At 68.3% G+C, this 21,965-nt stretch carries 23 protein-coding genes; 14 read left to right on the forward strand and 9 right to left on the reverse strand.

Features of this window, described 5'->3' with window-relative positions; all coding sequences use genetic code 11:
- Positions 1 to 161 precede the first annotated feature (161 nt).
- Positions 162 to 602 carry a GNAT family N-acetyltransferase gene (locus WS69_RS13560; RefSeq protein WP_059471275.1) on the forward strand — a complete coding sequence of 147 codons (441 nt, stop codon included), beginning with the start codon at positions 162 to 164 and terminating at the stop codon, positions 600 to 602.
- 259 nt (positions 603 to 861) lie between these two features.
- Here WS69_RS13560 and WS69_RS13565 read toward each other — a convergent pair whose 3' ends face one another.
- Together WS69_RS13565 and ygfZ are read right to left on the reverse strand one after the other, a co-directional pair.
- Entirely contained in the window at positions 862 to 1,713 is an 852-nt protein-coding gene (locus WS69_RS13565) for an NRDE family protein (protein ID WP_059471276.1), read from the reverse strand.
- A 70-nt stretch (positions 1,714 to 1,783) separates the two neighbouring features.
- A complete protein-coding gene (gene ygfZ, locus WS69_RS13570; protein ID WP_059471277.1) occupies positions 1,784 to 2,830 on the reverse strand; it encodes a CAF17-like 4Fe-4S cluster assembly/insertion protein YgfZ in 1,047 nt (348 codons plus the stop codon).
- A gap of 78 nt (positions 2,831 to 2,908) precedes the next feature.
- On the opposite strand from ygfZ, the gene mltG reads away from it, so the two are divergent.
- The 10 genes from mltG (at position 2,909) to WS69_RS13620 (ending at position 12,464) form a co-directional block, all read left to right on the forward strand.
- Positions 2,909 to 3,928 (forward strand): endolytic transglycosylase MltG, encoded by a 1,020-nt coding sequence (gene mltG / locus WS69_RS13575; protein WP_059471278.1) that lies wholly within the window; start codon positions 2,909 to 2,911, stop codon positions 3,926 to 3,928.
- A complete protein-coding gene (gene tmk, locus WS69_RS13580) occupies positions 3,929 to 4,549 on the forward strand; it encodes a dTMP kinase (RefSeq protein ID WP_059471279.1) in 621 nt (206 codons plus the stop codon).
- A gap of 19 nt (positions 4,550 to 4,568) precedes the next feature.
- Positions 4,569 to 5,597 carry a DNA polymerase III subunit delta' gene (locus WS69_RS13585; RefSeq protein WP_059471280.1) on the forward strand — a complete coding sequence of 343 codons (1,029 nt, stop codon included), beginning with the start codon at positions 4,569 to 4,571 and terminating at the stop codon, positions 5,595 to 5,597.
- A 36-nt stretch (positions 5,598 to 5,633) separates the two neighbouring features.
- Positions 5,634 to 6,140 carry a GNAT family N-acetyltransferase gene (locus WS69_RS13590; protein ID WP_059471281.1) on the forward strand — a complete coding sequence of 169 codons (507 nt, stop codon included), beginning with the start codon at positions 5,634 to 5,636 and terminating at the stop codon, positions 6,138 to 6,140.
- A 53-nt stretch (positions 6,141 to 6,193) separates the two neighbouring features.
- Positions 6,194 to 7,003 (forward strand): TatD family hydrolase, encoded by an 810-nt coding sequence (locus WS69_RS13595; RefSeq protein WP_059471282.1) that lies wholly within the window; start codon positions 6,194 to 6,196, stop codon positions 7,001 to 7,003.
- A gap of 11 nt (positions 7,004 to 7,014) precedes the next feature.
- Positions 7,015 to 7,737 carry an ankyrin repeat domain-containing protein gene (locus WS69_RS13600; protein WP_059471283.1) on the forward strand — a complete coding sequence of 241 codons (723 nt, stop codon included), beginning with the start codon at positions 7,015 to 7,017 and terminating at the stop codon, positions 7,735 to 7,737.
- A gap of 73 nt (positions 7,738 to 7,810) precedes the next feature.
- Positions 7,811 to 8,164, forward strand: a complete 354-nt coding sequence (locus WS69_RS13605) for a Rap1a/Tai family immunity protein (RefSeq protein WP_010103063.1) — start codon at positions 7,811 to 7,813, stop codon at positions 8,162 to 8,164.
- Between the two features lie 66 nt (positions 8,165 to 8,230).
- The gene (locus WS69_RS13610; RefSeq protein WP_059471284.1) at positions 8,231 to 9,415 is read left to right on the forward strand and encodes a mechanosensitive ion channel family protein; all 1,185 of its coding nucleotides are present in this window, start codon (positions 8,231 to 8,233) and stop codon (positions 9,413 to 9,415) included.
- A 185-nt stretch (positions 9,416 to 9,600) separates the two neighbouring features.
- Positions 9,601 to 10,779 (forward strand): AAA family ATPase, encoded by a 1,179-nt coding sequence (locus tag WS69_RS13615; RefSeq protein WP_059471285.1) that lies wholly within the window; start codon positions 9,601 to 9,603, stop codon positions 10,777 to 10,779.
- A 620-nt stretch (positions 10,780 to 11,399) separates the two neighbouring features.
- The gene (locus tag WS69_RS13620; protein WP_059471286.1) at positions 11,400 to 12,464 is read left to right on the forward strand and encodes a glycosyltransferase family 4 protein; all 1,065 of its coding nucleotides are present in this window, start codon (positions 11,400 to 11,402) and stop codon (positions 12,462 to 12,464) included.
- A 166-nt stretch (positions 12,465 to 12,630) separates the two neighbouring features.
- Here WS69_RS13620 and WS69_RS13625 read toward each other — a convergent pair whose 3' ends face one another.
- The 3 genes from WS69_RS13625 to WS69_RS13635 form a co-directional block, all read right to left on the reverse strand.
- A complete protein-coding gene (locus tag WS69_RS13625; RefSeq protein WP_059471287.1) occupies positions 12,631 to 13,218 on the reverse strand; it encodes a BPSL1445 family SYLF domain-containing lipoprotein in 588 nt (195 codons plus the stop codon).
- A gap of 205 nt (positions 13,219 to 13,423) precedes the next feature.
- Positions 13,424 to 13,867, reverse strand: coding sequence for a hypothetical protein (locus WS69_RS13630; protein ID WP_059471288.1), 444 nt, complete (start codon positions 13,865 to 13,867; stop codon positions 13,424 to 13,426).
- A gap of 208 nt (positions 13,868 to 14,075) precedes the next feature.
- Entirely contained in the window at positions 14,076 to 14,366 is a 291-nt protein-coding gene (locus WS69_RS13635) for a PsiF family protein (protein WP_059471289.1), read from the reverse strand.
- A 497-nt stretch (positions 14,367 to 14,863) separates the two neighbouring features.
- Between WS69_RS13635 and WS69_RS13645 the strand changes: the two genes are divergently transcribed.
- The gene (locus tag WS69_RS13645) at positions 14,864 to 15,907 is read left to right on the forward strand and encodes an asparaginase (protein ID WP_059471291.1); all 1,044 of its coding nucleotides are present in this window, start codon (positions 14,864 to 14,866) and stop codon (positions 15,905 to 15,907) included.
- Positions 15,908 to 16,057: 150 nt separating this feature from the next.
- Here the strand turns inward: WS69_RS13645 and lysM are convergent, their stop codons facing one another.
- The 4 genes from lysM to gcl all read right to left on the reverse strand — a co-directional run bounded on the left by lysM (position 16,058) and on the right by gcl (position 20,710).
- Positions 16,058 to 16,528 (reverse strand): peptidoglycan-binding protein LysM, encoded by a 471-nt coding sequence (gene lysM, locus WS69_RS13650; protein WP_010103083.1) that lies wholly within the window; start codon positions 16,526 to 16,528, stop codon positions 16,058 to 16,060.
- A gap of 528 nt (positions 16,529 to 17,056) precedes the next feature.
- The gene (locus WS69_RS13660) at positions 17,057 to 17,962 is read right to left on the reverse strand and encodes a 2-hydroxy-3-oxopropionate reductase (protein ID WP_059471293.1); all 906 of its coding nucleotides are present in this window, start codon (positions 17,960 to 17,962) and stop codon (positions 17,057 to 17,059) included.
- A gap of 70 nt (positions 17,963 to 18,032) precedes the next feature.
- A complete protein-coding gene (otnI, locus tag WS69_RS13665) occupies positions 18,033 to 18,842 on the reverse strand; it encodes a 2-oxo-tetronate isomerase (protein ID WP_059471294.1) in 810 nt (269 codons plus the stop codon).
- Positions 18,843 to 18,934: 92 nt separating this feature from the next.
- Entirely contained in the window at positions 18,935 to 20,710 is a 1,776-nt protein-coding gene (gene gcl, locus WS69_RS13670; protein ID WP_059471295.1) for a glyoxylate carboligase, read from the reverse strand.
- Positions 20,711 to 20,874: 164 nt separating this feature from the next.
- Here gcl and WS69_RS13675 point away from each other — a divergent pair, with 164 nt between their 5' ends.
- Positions 20,875 to 21,786: a LysR family transcriptional regulator gene (locus WS69_RS13675; RefSeq protein WP_059471296.1), complete on the forward strand. Its 912-nt coding sequence runs from the start codon at positions 20,875 to 20,877 to the stop codon at positions 21,784 to 21,786.
- A partial coding sequence (locus WS69_RS34745; RefSeq protein ID WP_082716186.1) for a hypothetical protein occupies positions 21,783 to 21,965 on the forward strand: 183 nt, incomplete at its 3' end. The genes WS69_RS13675 and WS69_RS34745, both read left to right, overlap by 4 nt.

Consider the following 21,965-nt stretch of genomic DNA (forward strand, 5'->3'; position numbering starts at 1 on the left):
ATTGCCGCGGCGTGGCATTCGACAGGCGATATCTGCATCGATTTTGCCGCTTGCGGTTGCGATCGGCTGCGACCGGCGGCGCGGCGCGAAACCGCCGGATACGCGGGGCGTGAACGCAGTGCGCAACGCCCGACGCGCGCTGGCTAACGAGGACGCGGCACATGGACAGCATTGAGATCGAAACCGGCGACTGGTCACGGCTGGGCTGCGACGCGTCGCGAATCCGCGATACCGTGTTCGTGCGCGAGCAGCGCATCCCGGCCGAGCTCGACCTCGACGACGACGATCCGCATGCGCGGCACGCGGTCGCGTATCTGGTCGACCGGGTGGCGGGCGCGCGGCGCGCGGTCGCGACGGGGCGGTTGCTGCCGACGGGCGCGATCGGCCGGGTGTCGGTGCTCGCCGACGCGCGCGGCCGCGGCGTCGGCTCGCGGCTTCTGCATGCGCTTCTCGCCGAAGCGCGGGTGCGCGGCGACGCGCTCGTGCGTCTTTACGCGCAGCAGCGCGCGGTCGCGTTCTATTTGCGGCTCGGTTTTCGGATCGTCGGCGAGCCGTTCGTCGAGGCGGGCGTGCAGCATATCGAGATGGCGCGCGAGCCGTGAGCGGTCCGGCGTCGCGCGTGGGCGCCGAATCGGCGCGCGTGACGCGTGCAAGGCGGGACGGAGCACGATCCGTTTGCCGTCCGGTCGGTCAGGCTGGACGCGGGGCGGCGGCATGCGATGAACGGCCGCGATTTCACCGCGACCGCCGATTTTGATACGGCGGCCTATGCTGATCGAATCCCGAGTCCCGAGTCCCGAGTCCCGAGTCCCGAGTCCCGAGTCCCGAGTCCCGAGTCCCGAGTCCCGAGTCCCGAACCCGTCACCGCCGCGCGGCGCCGCCCTCGTCGACGTCGAACGTGAACGCCCGCTCGAACGTGCCCGGCCGCACGATCCGGTGCGAGCCGTCGTCGTCGCAGCGCTCCTTGACGTCGAACCTCAGCCGTCCCTCGACATCGCGCGCGACCCGCAACGCGGTCGTGCCGCGCGATCCGTATTCGGGCGTCTCGATGAACGCCGCAGACAGCGCGCGCTCCCGCTCGAGCGGAATACCCGTGCGCGGCAGCGCGTCGTCGGCGGCCTCGCGGGTGTCGCGCATCATCTCGATCAGCGCGTCGAGGGGGGCGGCCGCGTCGCCCGTGAGCAGCGTGCCGAGCTCGCTGCGCTTCGCGACGAGCTTCGGCCACGGCGCATCGAGCCGCGCGTTCGACAGCCCGTGCACGCCGGGCGCGACGAGCGCGGGGGCGTCGGGCGCCGGCTGTGCGTCGGCCGGGCGGTTGCAGTACCACGCGAGCTCGCCGCGCACGGCGTCGCCGACGAGCAGCGTGAAGCCGTTGTAGAACACGGCCTTTTCGGCGACGATCGCGAGATAGTCGAGCGGCGCAACGTTGTTGCCCGCGAGGAACTCGGAGACGAGCTTGCCGCGCGTGGGCGCGCCCGCGCGGATGTCGAACGGCGCGCGATAGTTGGTGAGCGCGGCGAAGCGGCCGTCGCGCGCGACGCCGAGCCACGTGCCGCCGCCTTCGAGATCGCGGCCCGCCAGCACGTTCGGCGCGTCGCTCCACCAGGACAGCGGCGCGCTCGTGCGGCGGAAGAATTCGTCGCGGTTCGCGGCAAGCGTCAGCACCGGGCCGTGGGTGGCGTCGGGCTGCCAATCGAATACGATCAGGCACATCGGGCGATATCCTCGCTGGGTGAGGCCGGACGGCGCGTTGCGGCGCGTGTCGTCCGGCGGCGCGCGGTAGTCAGGCTTCGGCTTGCAACGCGTAAGGAAGCGGCAGGAATGCGAGCGTCGGACCGCTCGCGGAAGCCAGGTGGACCGCCCCGCTCTCGAGCGCGGCGAGCTTGATCTCGACGAGCGCGTCGACGCCGCCTTCGGGCGCCGCCGCCGCGTTGACGATCATCCCGCACGGCTGACCGGGGTCGTCCGAATGATAGAGCTCGACGCCCGCGTGCGCGGCGTCGGTGTCGACCGCGACGTGCGCGAGCGCGGTGCGGCGCTTGATCGTGCCGCGGTACTGGCTGCGCGCGACGACTTCCTGGCCCGGATAGCAGCCCTTGCGGAAATTGACGCCGCCGATCACGTCGAAGTTGACCATCTGCGGGACGAATTGTTCGACGGCGGGCCGCGTGATCCGCGGCTCGCCCGCGCGCACGTCGAGCCAGTCCCAGACGGCGGCCGACACGCGCGGCAGCGCGGCTTCGAGCGCGGGCAGGCGCGCGTCGAGCTCGACGCGCGTGCCGATCCACAGATAGCGCGCGCGGCCGGCCGCGTCGGACAGGCGGATCAGCGCGCCGGCGGGCGCGTCGACCTTCGTATGGACGCCGTCCGGCAGCGCGTCGAAGACGCCCGACAGCGCGGCGCGCACGTCGCCCGCGAAGCCGACCGCGACGAGTGCGTCGCTCGCGTCGGCGAGCTTCGCCTTCGCGCGCAGCACGAACATCGACAGGCGCTTCTGCGCCGCGGGCTGCACGTCCTTCGACACGAGGAGGCGCACGTCGTGGCCGGCGCGCCACGCGAGGAACGATGCGAGGAGGCGCCCCTTCGGCGAGCAGTAGCCGGCGAGGCGTGCGCTCGCGGCGTCGAGATGTTCGATGTCATTCGTCAACTGGCTGTGCAGGAACGTGGCGGCGTCGGCGCCCGTCACATCGACGATGCCGAACTGTTCGAGCACCGCGAACGCGCCGCGCCCGAGCGCGGCGGCGAAATCGCCGGCGGGCGGACGGGGCAGCGCCGGCAGCGCGGCGGGAACGGCGGCCTGCGTGGCCGGGGAGGCGATCGGTGTGCTCATGGAATGAGGGAACAGTCAATCCTGACTTTGGCAGAGGCGAGCAAGTATTATATGAGTCTTACCTGATTCACGTTCCGCATGTCCCTACTGAAGAAGTGCGCCGCGCTCGCGGCGCTCGCCGTCGTATTGCTGGGCGCCGCGTGCGCGGGCGGCGCCTATTACTGGGCCACCCGGCCCCTCGCACTCGCCGCGCCGACCCTCGACGTCACGATCAAGCCCCGCAGCAGCGTGCGCGGCGTCGCGCTGCAGCTCGCGCACGGCGGCGTGCCCGTCGAGCCGAGGCTCTTCGTCGCGATGACGCGCGTGCTGTTGCTGTCGAGCCGGCTCAAGTCCGGCAACTACGAATTCAAGACGGGCGTGACCCCTTACGAGGTGCTGCAGAAGGTCGCGCGCGGCGACGTCAACGAGTCCGTCGTCACGGTGATCGAGGGCTGGACGTTCCGGCGGATGCGCGCGGAGCTCGACGCGAACGCCGCGCTCGCGCACGCGAGCGCCGGGATGAGCGACGCGGAGCTGCTGCGCGCGATCGGCGCGCCCGACGAGGCCGTCGCGCGTGGCAGCGGCGAGGGCCTGTTCTTTCCGGATACCTATCTGTTCGACAAGGGCACGAGCGACCTGAACGTCTATCGCCGCGCGTACAAGCTGATGCAGATGCGCCTCGCCGACGCGTGGACGGCGCGCCGGCCCGGCCTGCCGTTCAAGACGCCTTACGAAGCGCTGACGATTGCGTCGCTCGTCGAGAAGGAGACGGGGCACGCGGCCGATCGCGGATTCGTCGCGGGCGTGTTCGCGAACCGCCTGCGGGTCGGGATGCCGCTGCAGACCGATCCTTCGGTGATCTACGGAATGGGCGACGCGTACGCCGGGCGGCTGCGCAAGCGCGATCTGCAGACCGACACTCCGTACAATACCTACACGCGCCGCGGGCTGCCCCCGACGCCGATCGCGCTGCCGGGCGAGGCGGCGCTCTACGCCGCGGTGAACCCCGCGGCGACGTCCGCGCTCTATTTCGTCGCGAAGGGCGACGGCACGAGCGTTTTTTCCGACACGCTCGGGGATCACAACAAAGCCGTGGACAAATACATACGAGGTCAATGAATGGCGCGTGGCAAATTCATCACGTTCGAAGGGATCGACGGCGCGGGCAAGACCACGCATCTGCAGTGGTTCTGCGACCGGCTCCAGGAAAGGCTCGGGCAAAGCGGCAAGCACGTCGTCGTCACGCGCGAGCCAGGCGGCACGCGGCTCGGCGAGACGCTGCGCGAGATTCTCCTCAACCAGCCGATGGATCTCGAGACCGAGGCGCTCCTGATGTTCGCCGGCCGGCGCGAGCATCTCGCGCTCGTGATCGAGCCCGCGCTCGCGCGCGGCGACTGGGTCGTGTCGGACCGCTTCACCGACGCGACGTTCGCGTACCAAGGCGGCGGGCGCGGGCTGCCGCGCGACAAGCTCGAGGCGCTCGAGCGCTGGGTGCAGGGCGGTTTCCAGCCGGACCTGACGGTGCTGTTCGACGTGCAGCCGCAAGTCGCGAGCGCGCGCCGCGGCGCGGTGCGAATGCCTGACAAGTTCGAGAGCGAGTCCGACGCGTTCTTCGCGCGCACCCGCGCCGAGTACCTGCGCCGCGCGCAGGAGGCGCCGCATCGTTTCGCGATCATCGATTCGAGCGAGCCGATTCCGCAGATCCGCAAGAAGCTCGAAGGCGTGCTCGCCGCGCTGTGACGAAAGGAAGACGCGAACGATGATCTATCCGTGGCAGACCGACGACTGGAACCGCCTACAGGCGCTGCGCGCGCATTGGCCGCACGCGCTGCTGCTGTACGGCCAGGCGGGGATCGGCAAGCTCGCCTTCGCGCAGCATCTCGCGAAGGGTTTTCTGTGCGAGGCGCCGCATGAGCGCGGCGAGCCGTGCGGCGCGTGCGCCGCTTGCACGTGGTTCGAGCAGGGCAATCATCCCGATTACCGGATCGTCGTGCCGGAGGCGCTCGCGGGCGAGCTGCCGGGCGCGGCCGACGAGCCGAAGGCCGCCGACGCCGACGAAGGCGGCAAGAAGACCAAGACGCCCAGCAAGGAAATCAAGATCGAGCAGGTGCGCGCGCTCGTCGACTTCTGCGGGATCGCGTCGCATCGCGGCGGCGCGCGCGTCGTCGTGCTGTATCCGGCCGAGGCGCTCAACGTCGCGGCCGCGAACGCGCTGCTGAAGACGCTCGAGGAGCCGTCCGCGGGCGTCGTGTTCCTGCTCGTGTCCGCGCGCATCGACCGGCTGCTGCCGACGATCGTGAGCCGCTGCCGCCAGTGGCCGATGACGGTGCCCGCGCCCGACGCGGCCGCGGCCTGGCTCGCGGCGCAGAACGTCGCCGATGCGAATGCGCTGCTCGCCGAAGCGGGCGGCGCGCCGCTCGCCGCGCTCGCGCTCGCGAGCGACGAGAACCGGCCGCTGCGCGACTGGACGCTCGCGCAGCTCGCGGCGGGCGCCGCGTGCGATCCGTTCGCGTGCGGCGAGACGCTGCAGAAGCTGCCCGTGCCTGTCGTGCTCGGCTGGCTGCAGCGCTGGCTGTATGATCTGCTCGCCGAGCGCGCGGCGGGCGCGCCGCGCTACTTCCCCGCGCAGCGGGCGGCGCTCGCGCGCTGCGCGGCGGCGCTCGACGCGAACGCGTTCGCGCGCTTCCAGAAGACGGTCACGCGGCAGCGCGCGGTGGAGAACCATCCGCTCGGCGCGCGCCTCGTGTTCGAAGAGCTGTTTCTCGGCTACCGCGAGCTGTTCGCGTAGTCCTGCCCAACCGTTTCGCCCATCGAATCGCCATCCATGACTCAGCTTGCCTACCGCGACGCCACGCCCGACGATCTGTCCGATATCGTCGCGATCTACAATTCGACGGTCGCGTCGCGCCGGGTGACGGCCGATACCGAGCCCGTGACGGTCGACAGCCGCCGCGCATGGTTCGACGCGCACGATCCGCACGCGCGGCCGCTGTGGGTCGTCGAGGAAGCGGGGCGGGTGATCGCGTGGCTGAGCTTCTCCGATTTCTACGGCCGTCCCGCATACGGCCACACGGCGGAGATCAGCATCTATCTCGACGAGACCGCGCGCGGCAAGGGGCTCGGCGGCAAGCTGCTCGAACTCGCGCTCGCGAAGGCGCCCGAGCTCGGCGTCCACACGGCGCTCGGCTTCATCTTCGGTCATAACGAGCCGAGCCTGCGGCTCTTCGCGCGCCACGGCTTTTCGACCTGGGGCACGCTGCCGCGCGTCGCGGTGCTCGACGGCGTCGAGCGCGATCTCGTGATCGTCGGCAGGCGGCTCGTCGACGCGTAAGCGCGCGCGGGTTTATCCGCCGGGCCGCCGCCGCGCGCAGCAAGGAATTCATCATGTTCGTCGATTCTCACTGTCACATCAATTTCGAAGGGCTCGCCGACCGTCTGCCGCAAGTGCTCGACAACATGCGCGAGCACGGCGTCACGCACGCGCTCTGCGTGTCGGTCGATCTCGAGACGCTGCCGTCGGTGCTCGCGATCGCGCGCGATCACGACAACGTCTTCGCGTCGGTCGGCGTGCATCCGGATCACGAGGACGCGAAGGAGCCGACGCTCGCCGAGCTCGTCGAGCTCGCCGCGCATCCGAAGGTCGTCGCGATCGGCGAGACGGGTCTCGACTACTACCGTCTCGACGGCCGTTCGATCGCCGACATGGAATGGCAGCGCGAGCGCTTTCGCACGCACATCCGCGCCGCGCACGCGACGGCCAAGCCGCTCATCGTCCATACGCGCGCGTCGTCGGAAGACACGCTGCGGATCATGGCCGAGGAGCGCGCGAGCGTGCCGGGCGGCGTGATGCACTGCTTCACCGAGCCGTGGTCCGTCGCCGAAGCGGCGCTCGCGCAGAACTTCCACATCTCGCTCTCCGGCATCGTCACGTTCAAGAACGCGACCGACGTGCAGGACGTCGCGCGGCGCGTGCCGCTCGACCGTCTGCTGATCGAGACCGATTCGCCGTACCTTGCGCCCGTGCCGTATCGCGGCAAGCCGAATGAACCTGCGTACGTCAGTTATGTCGGACGCTTTATCGCGGCGCAACGCGGGATGACCGACGAGGCGCTCGCCGCCGCGACGTCGCGGAACTTTTTCCGGCTGTTCAAGATCGCCCGCGCGGGCGACGCCAGCCCAGTCAACCAGGGGTAGGAGCTGAAAAAATGAAGTCGATCAAATACTTGTCGAAACAGTGCGCGATGGGCGCCGTGCTGCGCACGCTCGCGGTCGCGGGCGGGCTCGGCGCGCTCGCGGCGGCGTCCGCGCACGCGGAGTCGCTCGACGGGATCGTGAAGGCCGTCAAGTTCGACGACATCAAGGACATCTCGAAGCAGCTGAAGAACGGCCTCGACCCGAACACGATCGCGCCGAACGGCGATCCGCTCATCGTGGTCGCCGCGCGCGAGAAGTCCGATCAGGTCGCCGCCGCGCTCGCCGCCGCGCCGAACGTCGATCTCGACAAGGAGGACAAGGCGGGCGAGAACGCGCTGATGCTCGCCGCGCTGAACGGCGATCTGCCGCTCGTGAAGCTGCTCGTCGACAAGGGCGCCGAAGTGAGCAAGAAGGGCTGGGCGCCGCTCCATTACGCGGCGACGAACGGCAGCGACGTCGTCGTCAAGTACCTGCTCGACAAGTCCGCGTACATCGACGCCGCGTCGCCGAACGGTACGACGCCGCTGATGATGGCCGCGCGCGGCAACCACGGCTCGACCGTCACGCTGCTGCTCGACCAGGGCGCCGATCCCGCGCTGAAAAACCAGCTCGGCATCACCGCGCTCGACTTCGCGAAGCACTACAACGCGCCGGACGCGACCGCGATCCTGTCGAAGCGCACGGTGCGCATCGGCGACGCGCCAGCGCCGAACGCGCAAAAGAGTGCAAAATAACGGTTTTCGGCGCGGCGTCCTGCCGCGCCTTTCGTCGTATCGGCGGTTTCGCCTTCTGACATAAGGAAGATTCATGTTGCGGGCTATGTTTTGTGCCGCCGCGCTCGCCGTGCCGCTGACGGCGGCCGCCTTTACGGCCGGCGACCTCGACAAGCTGTGCGCGAAGACCGACGTCAAGTCGCGGGCATCGTGCGCGGCGTACATCGAAGGCGCGGCGGACGGCGTCTACAACACGATCGACGCGATCGGCGGCACGACCGGGCCGCGCGTCGGCCAGTACTTCTGCCTGCCGCCCGACATCAAGGCGCAGCAGATGACCGACGCGGTGCGCAAGTACATCGCGGAGAATCCGAAGCTCGCCGACTACAACGCGAGCACGGCAGTGTCGCTCGGGCTCGGCAAGGCGTTTCCCTGCCGCAGCTATTGATCCGGGCCGGCCGCCGCCCCAGCGCGGAGACGCGTTCCCTGCGAACCTGACTTAGACACGGCGCGCATGATGACGATCGACGACCTGTGGCGCATTGCCGATGCGCCGCTTCATACCTGGCTCGGCACGCTCGTCGTGTCGGCGCTCGTGGTGCTCGTGGTCGCGGGCATTCACCGGATCGGCGCGCGCATCGTCGTGCCGATCGCGCGGCCTTATCCGTTCATGAGCGTGATCGTGTCGTACGTCGACCGGCCGTCGCTCGTCCTGCTGTCGTTCCTTGCGCTCGAATTCCTGTGGCTGCAGGTCGCCGACGCGCTGCCGCACGCGGCCGGGCTGCGCACGCTCGCCGCGGTCGGCACGATCGTGTCGCTGACGTGGCTGCTGATGCGGCTCGCCGCCGCGGTCGGCGACGCGATCATCCGCGCGCATCCGATCGATACGTCTGACAACCTGGAGGCGCGGCGCATCCACACGCAAACCCGCGTGCTCGCGCGGACCGTGATGGTGCTGATCGTGGTCATCGGCACGGGCGCCGCGCTGATGACGTTCCCGAACGTGCGGCAGGTCGGCGCGAGCCTGCTCGCATCGGCGGGCGTCGCGGGCCTCGTCGCCGGCATCGCCGCGCGCCCGGTGCTCGGCAACCTGATTGCCGGGCTGCAGATCGCGCTGTCGCAGCCGATCCGGCTCGACGACGTCGTCATCATCCAGGGCGAGTGGGGGCGCATCGAGGAAATCACGGGCACTTACGTATCGGTGCGCCTGTGGGACCAGCGGCGGCTCGTCGTGCCGCTGCAGTGGTTCATCGAGAATCCTTTTCAGAACTGGACGCGCAGCAGCGCCGAGCTGATCGGCACGGTGTTCCTGTACGTCGACTACCGGTTGCCGCTCGATCCGCTGCGCGCGGAGCTTGCGCGGATCGTCGCCGCCGCGCCTGAATGGGACGGCCGCGTGCAGGTGCTGCAGGTGACCGACGCGACCGAGCGCTCGATGCAGTTGCGCGCGCTCGTCAGCGCGCGCGATTCGTCGCTCGCGTGGGATTTGCGCTGCCGCGTGCGCGAGGGGCTCGTCGCGTTCATCAACGCGCACTATCCGCATTGCCTGCCGCGCGAGCGCGCCGAATGGACGACGCCCGGCGCGGCCGCGCGCGAGCCGCAGCCGGGTGAGCGCGTACTCGAACCGGCCGCGAGCACCGCGGCGTTTACCGCGGCCGATCCGACGGCGTCGGAGACCAGCGCGCCGCGCGCGCCGTAATCGAGCGGAGCGCGTCGCGACGGGCGGCGTGGCGTCGGGCGTGCCGCAGTGCGCATCGTGTGCGGGGCTGAAACGTCACGGAAGCGGTCCGTGATGCTCGCCGGCTCCGGACCGGCTCGCACACGCTTCGATCCACGTTCGCTTCATTCATTTTCGATTCGCCGATTCAATCGATTTTCCTTCCGATGCCGCATCTCACCGCACTCGCCATCGCCAATTACCGATCGCTGCGCGAACTCATCGTGCCGCTCGCGACGCTCAACGTGATCACCGGGCCGAACGGCAGCGGCAAGTCGAGCCTGTATCGCGCGCTGCGCCTGCTCGCGGATACCGCGCAAGGCCGCGTGATTCCGTCGCTCGCGCGCGAGGGCGGGCTGCCGTCGACGCTGTGGGCGGGGCCCGAGCGCTTCTCCCGCGGGATGCTGACGGGTGAGGTGCCGGTGACGGGCACGGTCCGCAGCGAGCCGGTGAGCCTGAAGCTCGGCTTCGCGTGCGACGACTTCGGCTACGCGATCGACCTCGGGCTGCCGCCGCCGAACGGCGAGACCGAGTTCGGGCTCGATCCGGTCGTCAAGCGCGAGTGCATCTGGGCCGGGGCGATGCCGCGGCCGTCGACGCTCCTCGTCGACCGGCGCGGTGCGCAGCTTCGCACGCGCGACGAAGCGGGCGACTGGCAGGCCGTGCCGCAGCCCGTCGCGAGCTTCGACAGCATGATGACCGAGTTCTCGGACCCGCGCGGCGCGCCAGAGATGATCGCGGTGCGCGAGCGGATTCGCTCGTGGCGCTTCTACGATCATTTCCGCACCGACGCGCTCGCGCCCGCGCGGCTTCCCCAGGTCGGCACGCATACGCCGGTGCTGTCCGACGACGGCGGCGATCTGGCGGCCGCGCTGCAGACGATCTACGAGATCGGCGCGGCCGCGGCGCTCGATGCGGCGATCGACGACGCGTTTCCCGGCGCACGGATCGAGATCGACAATCCCGGCAAGCGCGGCCGCTTCGAGGTGCTGATGCGGCAGCCGGGGCTGTTGCGGCCGCTGCGCGCGGCCGAGTTGTCGGACGGCACACTGCGTTATCTGCTGCTCGTCGCGGCGCTCTTGACGCCGCGTCCGCCGGCGCTTCTCGTGCTGAACGAACCGGAGACGAGCCTGCATCCGGATTTGCTGCCCGCGCTCGGCCGGCTGATCGCGCAGGCGGCCGAGCGTTCGCAGGTGATCGTCGTGTCGCATGCGGCGCGTCTCGTCGCGTCGCTCGATCGCGAGCCGGGCAGCCATTCGATCGTGCTCGAGAAAGAGCTGGGCGCGACGCGGATCGTCGATGCGGATGCGCTCGACCGGCCGGCGTGGAAGTGGCCGGCGCGGTAAATGCGTCCGCACGCGCTCACACGGACGGCGAGGGCGGCGCGACGGCCGTGGGGGCGCGGGCGTGTGATTGGCTCGTTCATTCGTTCGTTCGCCCGGCATGGCATGGCTTGGCTCGATATGGCTTGGCTCGGTAAGGCTTGGCTCGGTAAGGCTTGGCTTGGCGCCGAGCTGGCGGCGCAACCGGGCGCGACGGTCGGACTCACGAGCGCCTGTTGAGCACTCACGAGCGGCGAGCGACGCGTGATGCGTGACGATCGGCAAGTCCCGAGCGGCCAGCGGTGTCGAAGGTCGGCGGTACGAGGGCTGGAGGCGACAAGCGAGATAAGCGGCCGAACGCGATCAAGCGCGGCGTCGTACGGCGTATTGCGGCGCACCACGACGCCGCCTATCCGAACGCCGGGCCCCGGCAAAACGCGGCGAAAATCGCCAAAAAGGGCCATGTTGCTGGACAATGCCTGCCGCGGCTGCAACCATGCGGCTGGTCCGAGTGTATCCCGCCTGTAACAAGCCCCAAAAAATGCAATCGGCCCGCTGGGTCGCGCGTCAATCGCCAATAATGACAGTTTGCGGGCGCTGCCCGACGCCGGCTCGCTGGCTGGCCGCCACTGGAGATCGTACCCATGAGAATTGCGCAGATCGCCCCGTTGACCGAGTCGGTGCCGCCGAAGCTGTACGGCGGAACCGAGCGCGTCGTGTCGTACATCACCGAGGCGCTCGTCGACCTGGGCCATGACGTGACGCTGTTCGCGAGCGGCGACTCGATCACGCGCGCGAAGCTCGACGCGGTATGGCCGCGCGCGCTGCGGCTCGATTCGTCGATTCGCGACCGGATCGCGCCGCACATGCTGCTGATGGAGACCGTCGCGCGCCGCGCTCGAGACTTCGACGTGCTCCATTTCCACATGGACTACTACTCGTTCTCGGTCTTCAAGCGTCAGGAAACGCCGTTCGTGACGACGCTGCACGGCCGTCTCGATCTGCCCGAGCAGCAGCCGGTGTTCGACACGTTCGACACCGCGCCCGTGATCTCGATCTCGAACGCGCAGCGTCAGCCGATGCCGCAGGCGAAGTGGCTGACGACCGTCTACCACGGGCTGCCGGAGACGCTCTACACGCCGCAGCCCGTCGAGCAATCGTATCTCGCGTTCCTCGGCCGGATCTCGCCGGAAAAGCGCGTCGACACGGCGATCCGGATCGCGCAGCGCTGCGGGATGCGCCTCCGGATCGCCGCGAAGATCGATGCGGCGGACGAAGAGTATTTCGAGCGCGAGATCAAGCCGCTCTTCGCGCTGCCGCATGTCGAGTACATCGGCGAGATCGCCGATCACGAGAAGGCCGCGTTCCTGTCGGGCGCGCATGCGCTGCTGTTCCCGATCGACTGGCCCGAGCCGTTCGGCCTCGTGATGATCGAAGCGATGGCGTGCGGCACGCCCGTCATCGCGTTCAATCGCGGCGCGGTGCCGGAGGTAATCGACGAGGGTATGTCGGGGTTCATCGTCGAGGACGAGATCAGCGCCGTCGCGGCCGTGAACCGGCTGCACACGCTGTCGCGCGAGCGCGTGCGCGCGCGCTTCGAAGAGCGCTTCACGTCGCGCCGGATGGCGCAGCAATACGTCGACGTCTATCAATCGCTGATTCGCGCGCAGAAGCGCGCGCGCTTCAAGGTAATCGATTCGGCGTCTTGAGCGAACGAGGGCTGCGCGTATCGCGCCGCCCGCCGCGCGCGGCCGGTCGTCGGATCGGACCATCGGACGGCGCACGAAAAAAAAAACGGCGATGCGCATGAAAGCGCATCGCCGTTTTCGCGGCGGCCGCCGCTTGCCGTCGGTGCGGCGGCCAGGCGTGTCGGCGTCAGATCTTCAGCTTCGTGACCTTCGTGCCGCTGATCGACACGTCGCCCATCAGGCCGGCGTTCGTCAGCACGACTACTTCGACGGGCGCAGTCGCCGTCGTCGTGTCGATCGCGCCGTTCGCACCCATCTTCACGAGCGCGACCGATGCGTCGGCGCCTGCGGCCCAGCCTTCCGAGCCGCGGAACTTGTCGAGCGCGTCCTGCGTCATGAACAGGAACACGATCGCCTTCGACTGCGCGCCTGCCTGCAGGCCGACTGACAGCGACGACGTGTTGTAGTAGCCGACCGTCGCACCGCCGACGCGCAGCGAGCCGTTGCCGGTCTGGCCGCCGATGATGAGACCCGCCTGGATCACGTCCGGGAACACGAGCACGCCGCGCGACTTCGCGACGAGTTCACGCGAGCCGGGCACCGTCGAGTACAGGCGCGACAGCGTCGCGTCGACGCTTGCATCGATGGCTTGACGCTTCGACGCGTTGGTCGCGGCGGTGGCGGGCTTGTCCGGCGTCGTCGTGCAACCGGCGAGCGCCAAGCTGCCCACGACGAGCGCGGCGGCGGCTTTCAACACGAGATTGCGTTTCTGCATCGTTTTTCTCCATCAAGTGTAGATCAGCGTGATTCCCGCGAACGGGCATGTCACGCGGGACTTTATAACACAGCGAATCGCTTCGCCTTACCGCTGTAAGGTGAAAGACCGTCAAATCGCATTTCATTGTGCGACGGCGCCCGTATGCGCGCGTTGTCCTGGGCCAAGGTTTGCTTCGGTGAACGATGTCTCGTACTGCGCAACTTCAGTGAGGGGAAACGGGCGGCTTGATGGGCGGGCGCCTCAGTGCGCGGCGCACGAGGCCGATCACCACGCCGCACGCGAACAGGAACGCGGCGGGGACGATCCAGTAGCCGACGAACGCATGCCACAGATAGCTCGCGAGCGTATGCCTGCGCACCGCGAATTCGTCGCGCGCCTCCTGCTGGCGGCGTGCGTTCGCCGCCAGCACGTCGGCAGGGCAGCCCGCCGCGCGCGCTTCGTCCGGCTCGCCACGGCAGACCGCCGCCGCGCCCGCCGCGCGTTGCGCGTCGGTGAGTTCCCAGGTCGTCAGCGCGAGCTTGAGGTCGGCGTGGTTGTAGGCCATCTCCTCGCGGATCTCACGCACGGCGACGATCGCGACGGGCACCGCCCAGAACACGATTACGATCAGCCAGCGGCGGAACCAGCGGCTTTGTCTCCATGCCATCCCGTGCCTCCGTTTGATGCGCGGTGCGCATCCGTCATGAGGGCGGCCCGATGGCAATTCTTTTGAGTGGGGAGGGCCGCGCTGCAGCCATCATAGAAGAAAATGCGGCCAAATGCCGCAGTCGGCCGCGCGCCGACGCGTGCGCCGCAAAATAAAATGCCGCGCCCGTCGAAACGGTGCGCGGCATCGTGCCGATTCGCTGGAGGCGTCAGGCGGCAGGCTTCGCCGACAGGCAGTCCTTCATGAACGCCTTGCGGGTGTCGCCCGTCTTGCCGGCGGCTTGCGTGTTGCAGGCCTTCATTTTTTCCTGCTGCGACATCTTCTTCGCCGGCTTCGCCGACAGGCAGTCCTTCATGAATGCCTTGCGCTCGTCGCCCGTCTTGCCGGCAGCCTGCGCGTTGCAGGCCTTCATCTTGTCCTGTTGGCTGTTTGCGGCAAACGCGGGCGAAGCCAGCATGCCGCCGACGAGCAGCGCGGCCATCAGCGATCGGATCTTCATTGGACACTCCCAGTGGGTGAATTGCATCTTGTTCGATAAGCCGCGAATCGCGCGGCTGCGCGGGTCGCGGTTTGCATTATGGCAAATCGGCGCTGAAACGACAAAATACTCGGGAAAACGAGCGGTTCGCTATTTTTCGCGTGAAGCGGGCGCGGCGGCCCGGCGCAGGATGCGGCCAACCGCTGCGGCCGAATTGTTTTTAGAAAGATTGTAAACATTTCGACGCCGCGGGCTTTTCGGGCGGACGCCCGATGCCGGCGCCGTGTACCCGGGCGAAGCCGGGCCGCGCGGCGATGCCGTCGAATCTGTCTATTTCGAGATAACGCGAGCCGGCGCGGCGCATGCGAATCGGCGCGATGCGAACGCATCGCGCGGGAGTGCGAACGATTGTGACGCGCACCGCACACCCGGCGCGTGCGGCTTGGGCCGCGCGCCCGCGCACTCGGGATAACTCCGCCCTTGCCGGACAGTGGTCCGCTGCCGTTACAATCGCGGCCATGAACGCATCGACATCTTCCAATACCCCCAACGTTTCGAGCGCGGCGCCGCGCGCGCTGCCACGCATCGCCGTCCTCGCGACGGGCGGCACGATCGCGGGCGCGGCGCCCGACGCCGCGCAGACGGCCGGCTACCAGGCGGGCGCGCTCGGCGTCGACCGGCTGCTTGCCGCGGTACCCGCGCTCGCGCAGATCGCGACGATCGAGGCCGAGCAGATCGCGAGCATCGACAGCAAGGACTTGTCGCCCGCACTATGGACGACGCTCGCCGAGCGGATCGACACGCTTGCCGCCAATGACGCGATCGACGGCATCGTGATCACGCACGGCACCGACACGCTCGAAGAAACCGCGTACCTGCTGCATCTGACCGTGAAGACCGCGAAGCCCGTCGTGATGACGGCGGCGATGCGGCCCGCGACCGCGCTGTCGTCCGACGGCCCGCTCAACCTGCTGAACGCGGTGGCGGTCGCAGGCAGCACGGCGGCGCGCGGGCAGGGCGTGCTCGTTGCATTCAACAACCGGATCCATTGCGCGCGCGACGTCGTGAAGACGAGCACCTACGCGGTCGACGCGTTTCATTCGCCGGAACTCGGCGCGCTCGGCTGGGTGCAGGACGGCCGCATCGAATTCGCGCGCCGCGCGACTCGCCCGCACACGCTCGACTCGCGCTTTTCGATCGGCGCGGCATGGCCGCAGGTCGAGGTGATCGTCAGCTACGCGGGCACATCGCGCGCGATGGTCGACGCATGCGTCGCCGCGGGCGCGCGCGGGCTCGTCGTCGCGGGCACGGGCAACGGATCGATCCACGCGACGCTGCAGACGGCGCTCGCCGAGGCGGCGGCGAAGGGCGTCGCGGTCGTGCGCGCGTCGCGCGTCGGCTCGGGCCACGTGATGCGCAACGGCGCAGCGAACGACGACGCGCTCGGCTTCGTGAGCGCGGGCTCGCTCAACCCGTACAAGGCGCGCGTATTGCTGATGCTCGCACTCACAGCGGGCGTCGCCGGCGTGCACGAATTGCAGCAGATATTCGACACGTATTGATCGGCGCGCGCAGCGCGCGGCTTGCCGAGCGGGCCGCAGCGCACCGCGTCGAATCGCGCGTCGAATCGATTCGGAGGAAACATCGACGCGCAAGAAAAAAGCGGACCCGCAAGTCCGCTTTTTTCATGATGCCCGCTGCGCGCGCGTCGTTCAGGACTGCGGCGGAATGACGAGCTTCTGGCCCGGGTAGATCCTGTCCGGGCTCGACAGCATCGGGCGGTTCGCCTGGAAGATCACGTCGTTCTTCGAGCCGTCGCCGTAGTACTTCTCGGCGATCTTCCACAGGTTGTCGCCGGAGACGACGTCGTGGTACTGCACTTGCGGATCGTCCGGCTGCAGGTCGTCGTCGTTGACGCCCGCGACGCCCTGCACGTTGCCCGCCGCCACCTTGACCTTGGCCTTCGTGTCGAGGTCCGCGACGCTGCCCGACAGCGTGACGGTGCGCGACGCGCCGTCGAATGCGACCGTCAGGTTCGACGTGTCGAGACCCTGTGCGGAGATGTAGTTCTTGATCGCATCGGCGGCCGTCTGATTGGCGGCGGCGGGATCGGCTGCGGCTTGCTCGTCGCTCTTGCCGAGCAGTTTTTCACCCGCCTCTTTGATGAACGAAAGAAGACCCATCGCAACACTCCTTCAGGTGATTGAAAAAAGATGCGCCGTGAAGTCGCGAGAAGCACCGCAGCGGTGCGAAGCTTCTCGAAAGGCGTCGCGAAAGTGTAGGCGCTCGCGTTGCAAATTGCATGAAAAATCGCTTCGGCGAACGTAAAGAAATGTAATACGCGCTATGACGAATCCGACAGACGGACACCCGACGACGACGTCTGACCGACCAAGGCTTCCCCGTCGACGCCGGGTGCCGCTGCGGACCCACCCGCCGCTCTCAGCCGAAAGCGGCTTCATTTGCCTCGTCGCGTGCATGCCGCACGCGGCGAGGCGCCCCATCGAGGATGCGTCGCGCACGCATCGCATTCGATTGCATCGAGCGTCACGCGGACGACTCGTTGTCGTGATAGGCGTCGATGTCGCGGCGAAGGCCGGCGACATCGCGATCCTGTTCCCGCTCGCGCGAACGACGCGCGTGCGAGCTTGCATTCGCGCTTCGTCGCGCCCCGCGTCGCACGATTCGACGGATCGCGCCGGTGCGATCGCTCAGGCGACCTTCGCGTCGCTCGGCGGCTCGCCGATTTCGAAGTTCGACATGATCTCGAGCGCGCGCACGATCGCCGAGTGATCCCACGCGCCGCCGCCGTTCGCCGCGCACACGCCGAGGAGCTGCTGCGCGCTCGCCGTATGCGGCAGCGCGATGTTCATCCGGCGCGCGCCGTCGAGGGCGAGATTCAGGTCCTTGCGATGCAGGTCGATTCGGAAGCCCGGGTCGAACGTGCGTTTCGTCATCCGTTCGCCGTGCAGCTCGAGAATGCGCGACGACGCGAAGCCGCCCATCAGCGCGCGGCGCACGCGCTCCGGATCGGCGCCCGAGCGCGCGGCGAACAGCAGCGCCTCGGCGACCGCTTCGATGTTCAGCGCGACGATGATCTGATTCGCGACCTTGCAGGTCTGGCCCGCGCCGTTGTCGCCGATCAGCGAGACGTTCTTGCCCATCAGATCGAAGAGCGGCTTCGCGCGCTCGAACGCGCGTTGCGGGCCGCCGACCATGATCGTGAGCGTCGCATCGCGCGCGCCGACTTCGCCGCCCGACACGGGCGCATCGAGATAGTCGCAGCCGAGTGCATTGATCTCTTTCGCGAAGTCGCGCGTGTCGAGCGGCGAGATTGAGCTCATGTCGATCACGAGCTTGCCGGCGGCGAGGCCCTTCGCGACGCCGTCGTCGGCGAACAGCACGTTTCGCACGTCGGGCGTGTCGGGCACCATCGCGATCACGATTTCCGACGCCTGCGCGACGGCCGTCGAATCCGCGACGACTTGCGCTCGATCGCGCAGGTCGGCCGGCACCGGATACGCGCCGTTCACGACGAGGCGGTGGCCGCCCTTGAGCAGGTTGCGCGCCATGTGCGCGCCCATGATGCCGAGGCCGATGAAGCCGATCGTTGCCATTGCAGTGTCTCCTGTGAATCCTGTGAATCGTGCGTTCGGAATGAGCGGATGCGCTCGCGTGCGAGCCGGATCAAGCGGCGCTGCGTGCGTGCTTCGCGTCGACGTGCGCGATCCGCTGCCGCCAGCCGAGACCTTCGGCCGTCGTCGTGCGCGGCTTGTATTCGCAGCCGACGTAGCCGTCGTAGCCGAGCGCGTCGAGCAGATCGAACAGATACGCGTAATTGATCTCGCCCGTGCCGGGCTCGTGGCGGCCCGGGTTGTCCGCGAGCTGGACGTGCGCGATCGATCCGATGTGCTGCCTGATCGTCGCCGCGAGCTCGCCCTCCATTCGCTGCATGTGATAGATGTCGTACTGCAGGAACAGATTGTCGGAGCCGACCGCGCGGATCACGTCGAGCGCATCGGCCGAGCGGTTCAGCGCGAAGCCCGGGATGTCGTACGAATTGCACGGCTCGACGAGCAGGCGAATGCCCGCCTGCTTCAATTCGGCGGCGGCGAAGCGCAGGTTCTCGACGATCGTGACGAGCGTCGTGTCGCGCTTCTGGCTCGCCGACGGAATGCCGACGAGGCAATTCACCTGCGGCACCTTCAGCGCGTGTGCATACTCGATCGCGCGGCCGACGCCGTCCCGGAATTCGCCGACGCGATCGGGCAGGCACGCGATCCCGCGCTCGCCCTGGTCCCAGTTGCCCGCAGGCAGGTTGTGCAGCACGAGTCGCAGGCGGTTTGCTTCGAGCCGCTCGGCGAGTTCTTCCTTCGCGTACGGATACGGGAACAGGAACTCGACGGCATCGAAGCCCGCGTCGGCCGCCGCCTTGAAGCGGTCGAGAAACGGCGCCTCGTTGAACAGCATCGTCAGATTGGCTGCGAATTTCGGCATGTCGGTGGTCTCGCTGGTCGGTCAGTTGGGCAAGTCGATCAAATTGATCGGCGAAGCTGATCAATGGCGCAAAGCAATGAAGGCGGCACGCATCAGTCGAGCAGCGAGATCGCGGTCGGCGCATGCTCGGCCTTGTCCGCGAGATCCTCGAACTCGTTGATCGCGTCGATCTCGGCGCCCATCGAGATGTTCGTCACGCGCTCGAGGATCACTTCGACGACGACGGGCACGCTGAACTCGGCCGTCATCTGCCGCGCGCGTTCGAGCGCGGGCGCGATCTCTTCCGGCTCGAACACGCGCAGCGCCTTGCAGCCGAGCCCTTCGGCCACGGCCACGTGGTCGACGCCGTAGCCGTTCAATTCGGGCGCGTTGACGTTGTCGAACGCGAGCTGCACGCAGTAGTCCATGTCGAACGCGCGCTGCGCCTGGCGGATCAGGCCGAGATACGAGTTGTTGACGACGACGTGCACGTACGGCAGCTTGAACTGCGCGCCCACCGCGAGTTCTTCGATCATGAACTGGAAGTCGTAGTCGCCCGACAGCGCGACGATCGGGCGCTGCGGATCGGCCGCGCGCACGCCGAGCGCGGCGGGAATCGTCCAGCCGAGCGGGCCCGCCTGGCCGCAGTTGATCCAGTTGCGCGCCTTGAATACGTGCAGGAACTGCGCGGCCGCGATCTGCGACAGCCCGATCGTGCTCACGTAGCAGGTGTCGCGGCCGAACGCCTTGTTCATCTCTTCGTACACGCGCTGCGGCTTGACCGGCACGTCGTCGAAATGCGTCTTGCGCTGCAGCGTGCGCTTGCGCTGCTGGCAGTCGGCGACCCATGCGCCGCGATCCTTCAGCTTGCCCGCCGCCTCCCATTCGCGCGCGAGCTCGACGAACAGTTCGAGCGCCGCCTTCGCATCCGACGCGATCCCGAGATCGGGGCCGAACACGCGGCCGATCTGCGTCGGTTCGATGTCGACGTGGACGAACTTGCGGCCCTTCGTATAGACGTCGATGCTGCCCGTGTGGCGGTTCGCCCAGCGGTTGCCGATGCCGAGCACGAAGTCGGACGCGAGCAGCGTCGCGTTGCCGTAGCGGTGCGACGTCTGCAGGCCGACCATGCCCGCCATCAGCGGATGGTCGTCGGGAATCACACCCCACGACATCAGCGTCGGAATCACCGGCACGCCGAGCGTTTCCGCAAATTCGACGAGCAGGTGCTCGGCGTTCGCGTTGATCACGCCGCCGCCGGATACGATGAGCGGGCGCTCGGCGTCGTTCAGCATCGCGAGCGCGGCCTCGATCTGCGCGCGCGTCGCGCGCGGCTTGTAGACGGGCAGCGGCTCGTAGGTCGCGATGTCGAATTCGATCTCGGCGAGCTGCACGTCGATCGGCAGGTCGATCAGCACGGGGCCGGGGCGGCCCGAACGCATCAGGTGGAACGCCTGCTGGAACACGCGCGGCACGAGCGCCGGCTCGCGCACCGTGACGGCCCATTTCGTGACGGGTTTCGCGATCGATTCGATGTCGACCGCCTGGAAATCTTCCTTGTAGAGCCGTGCGCGCGGTGCCTGGCCGGTGATCGCGAGGATCGGGATCGAGTCGGCCGATGCCGAGTAGAGGCCCGTGATCATGTCGGTGCCGGCCGGGCCCGACGTGCCGATGCACACGCCGATGTTGCCGGGCGCGGCCCGCGTGTAGCCTTCCGCCATGTGCGACGCGCCTTCGACGTGCCGCGCGAGCACGTGTCCGATCGCGCCCGAGCGGCGCAGCGCCGAGTACAGCGGGTTGATCGCGGCGCCCGGCACGCCGAACGCAGTCTGCACGCCTTCCTTCTCGAGCACGAGCACGGCTGCGTCGACGGCTCTCATCCTGGCCATGAAATGTCTCCTTGTTCGATGCGAATCGCGGGTATCGCTGGTGTCGAAGACACTTTAGGGACGCAGGAAAGGTTTGATAAGATCCGCTCGAGTCGCTTATTTCGAAACTAAAAGTATCGAATGCCGGGCGCATGCGGCGGCGTCGGGCGGGCAGGAGACAGCGGATGGACCGGTTCAAGCAGATCGAAACCTTCGTGCGGGTCGCCGACGCGGGAAGTCTCGCGGCGGCCGCGCTCGAGGAAGGGGTGTCGCCTGTCGTGCTCGGGCGTCGGATCGACGCGCTCGAGAGGCGGCTCGGCGTGAAGCTGATATACCGGTCGACGCGCCGGCTCGTCGTCAGCGAAGACGGCGCGGCGTTCCTCGAACGCTGCCGCGGGCTCCTCTCCGAGTGGGCGCAGGCGGAGAACGAGATCGTGGCCGGACGCCGCGCGGTGAGCGGGCACCTGATCGTGTCGGCGCCCGCAGCGTTCGGCCGCAAGCACGTCGCGCCGCTCGCGCCCGCGTTCGTCGCCGACAAGCCCGACTTGCAGATGTCGTTCAACCTGACCGATCGCGTGGTCGATCTCGTGCGCGAGGGCTACGACCTGTCGATCCGGATCGGCGGCGCGGTCGATCCGAACTTCGTCGCGGTGAAGCTCGCGTCGAACCGGCGCGTCGTGTGCGGGACGCCCGAGTATTTCCGCCGGCACGGCCGGCCGAAGACGCTCGACGACCTCGCGGCGCACAACTGCCTCGCGTTCAACCTGCAGGGCGGGCAGAACCGCGGCTGGTATTTCCGGCGCAACGGCAAGCTCGTGACGATGCGCGTGTCGGGCACGCTCGACTGCAACGACGGCGAGCTGCTGCACCGCTGGGTGTCGGAGGGGCTCGGACTCGGCTGGCGCTCGACATGGGAGATCGCGCAGCAGCTCGCGCGCGGCGAGCTCGAAACCGTGCTCGACGAATACGCGCTGCCCGACTACGACATTCTCGCCGTCTATCCGCAGCAGCGCTACGTGCCGGCGCGGGTTCGCTATTTCATCGACTATCTGCGCGACGTGTACGCGCGGCCCGGATATTGGGAAGGCGCCGAGTGAGCGCGCCGGGCGCCGCGCGCGCGTTCTTTCGCGCGCGGCGCCAGTTCGCCAGTTCGCCAGTTCGCCAGTTCGCCAGTTCGCCAGTTCGCCAGTTCGCCAGTTCGCCAGTTCGCCAGTTCGCCAGTTCGCCAGTTCGCCAGTTCGCCAGTTCGCCAGTTCGCCAGTTCGCCAGTTCGCCA

It is taken from the genome of Burkholderia sp. BDU5 (assembly GCF_001522845.1).
Taxonomy (GTDB): domain Bacteria; phylum Pseudomonadota; class Gammaproteobacteria; order Burkholderiales; family Burkholderiaceae; genus Burkholderia; species Burkholderia mayonis.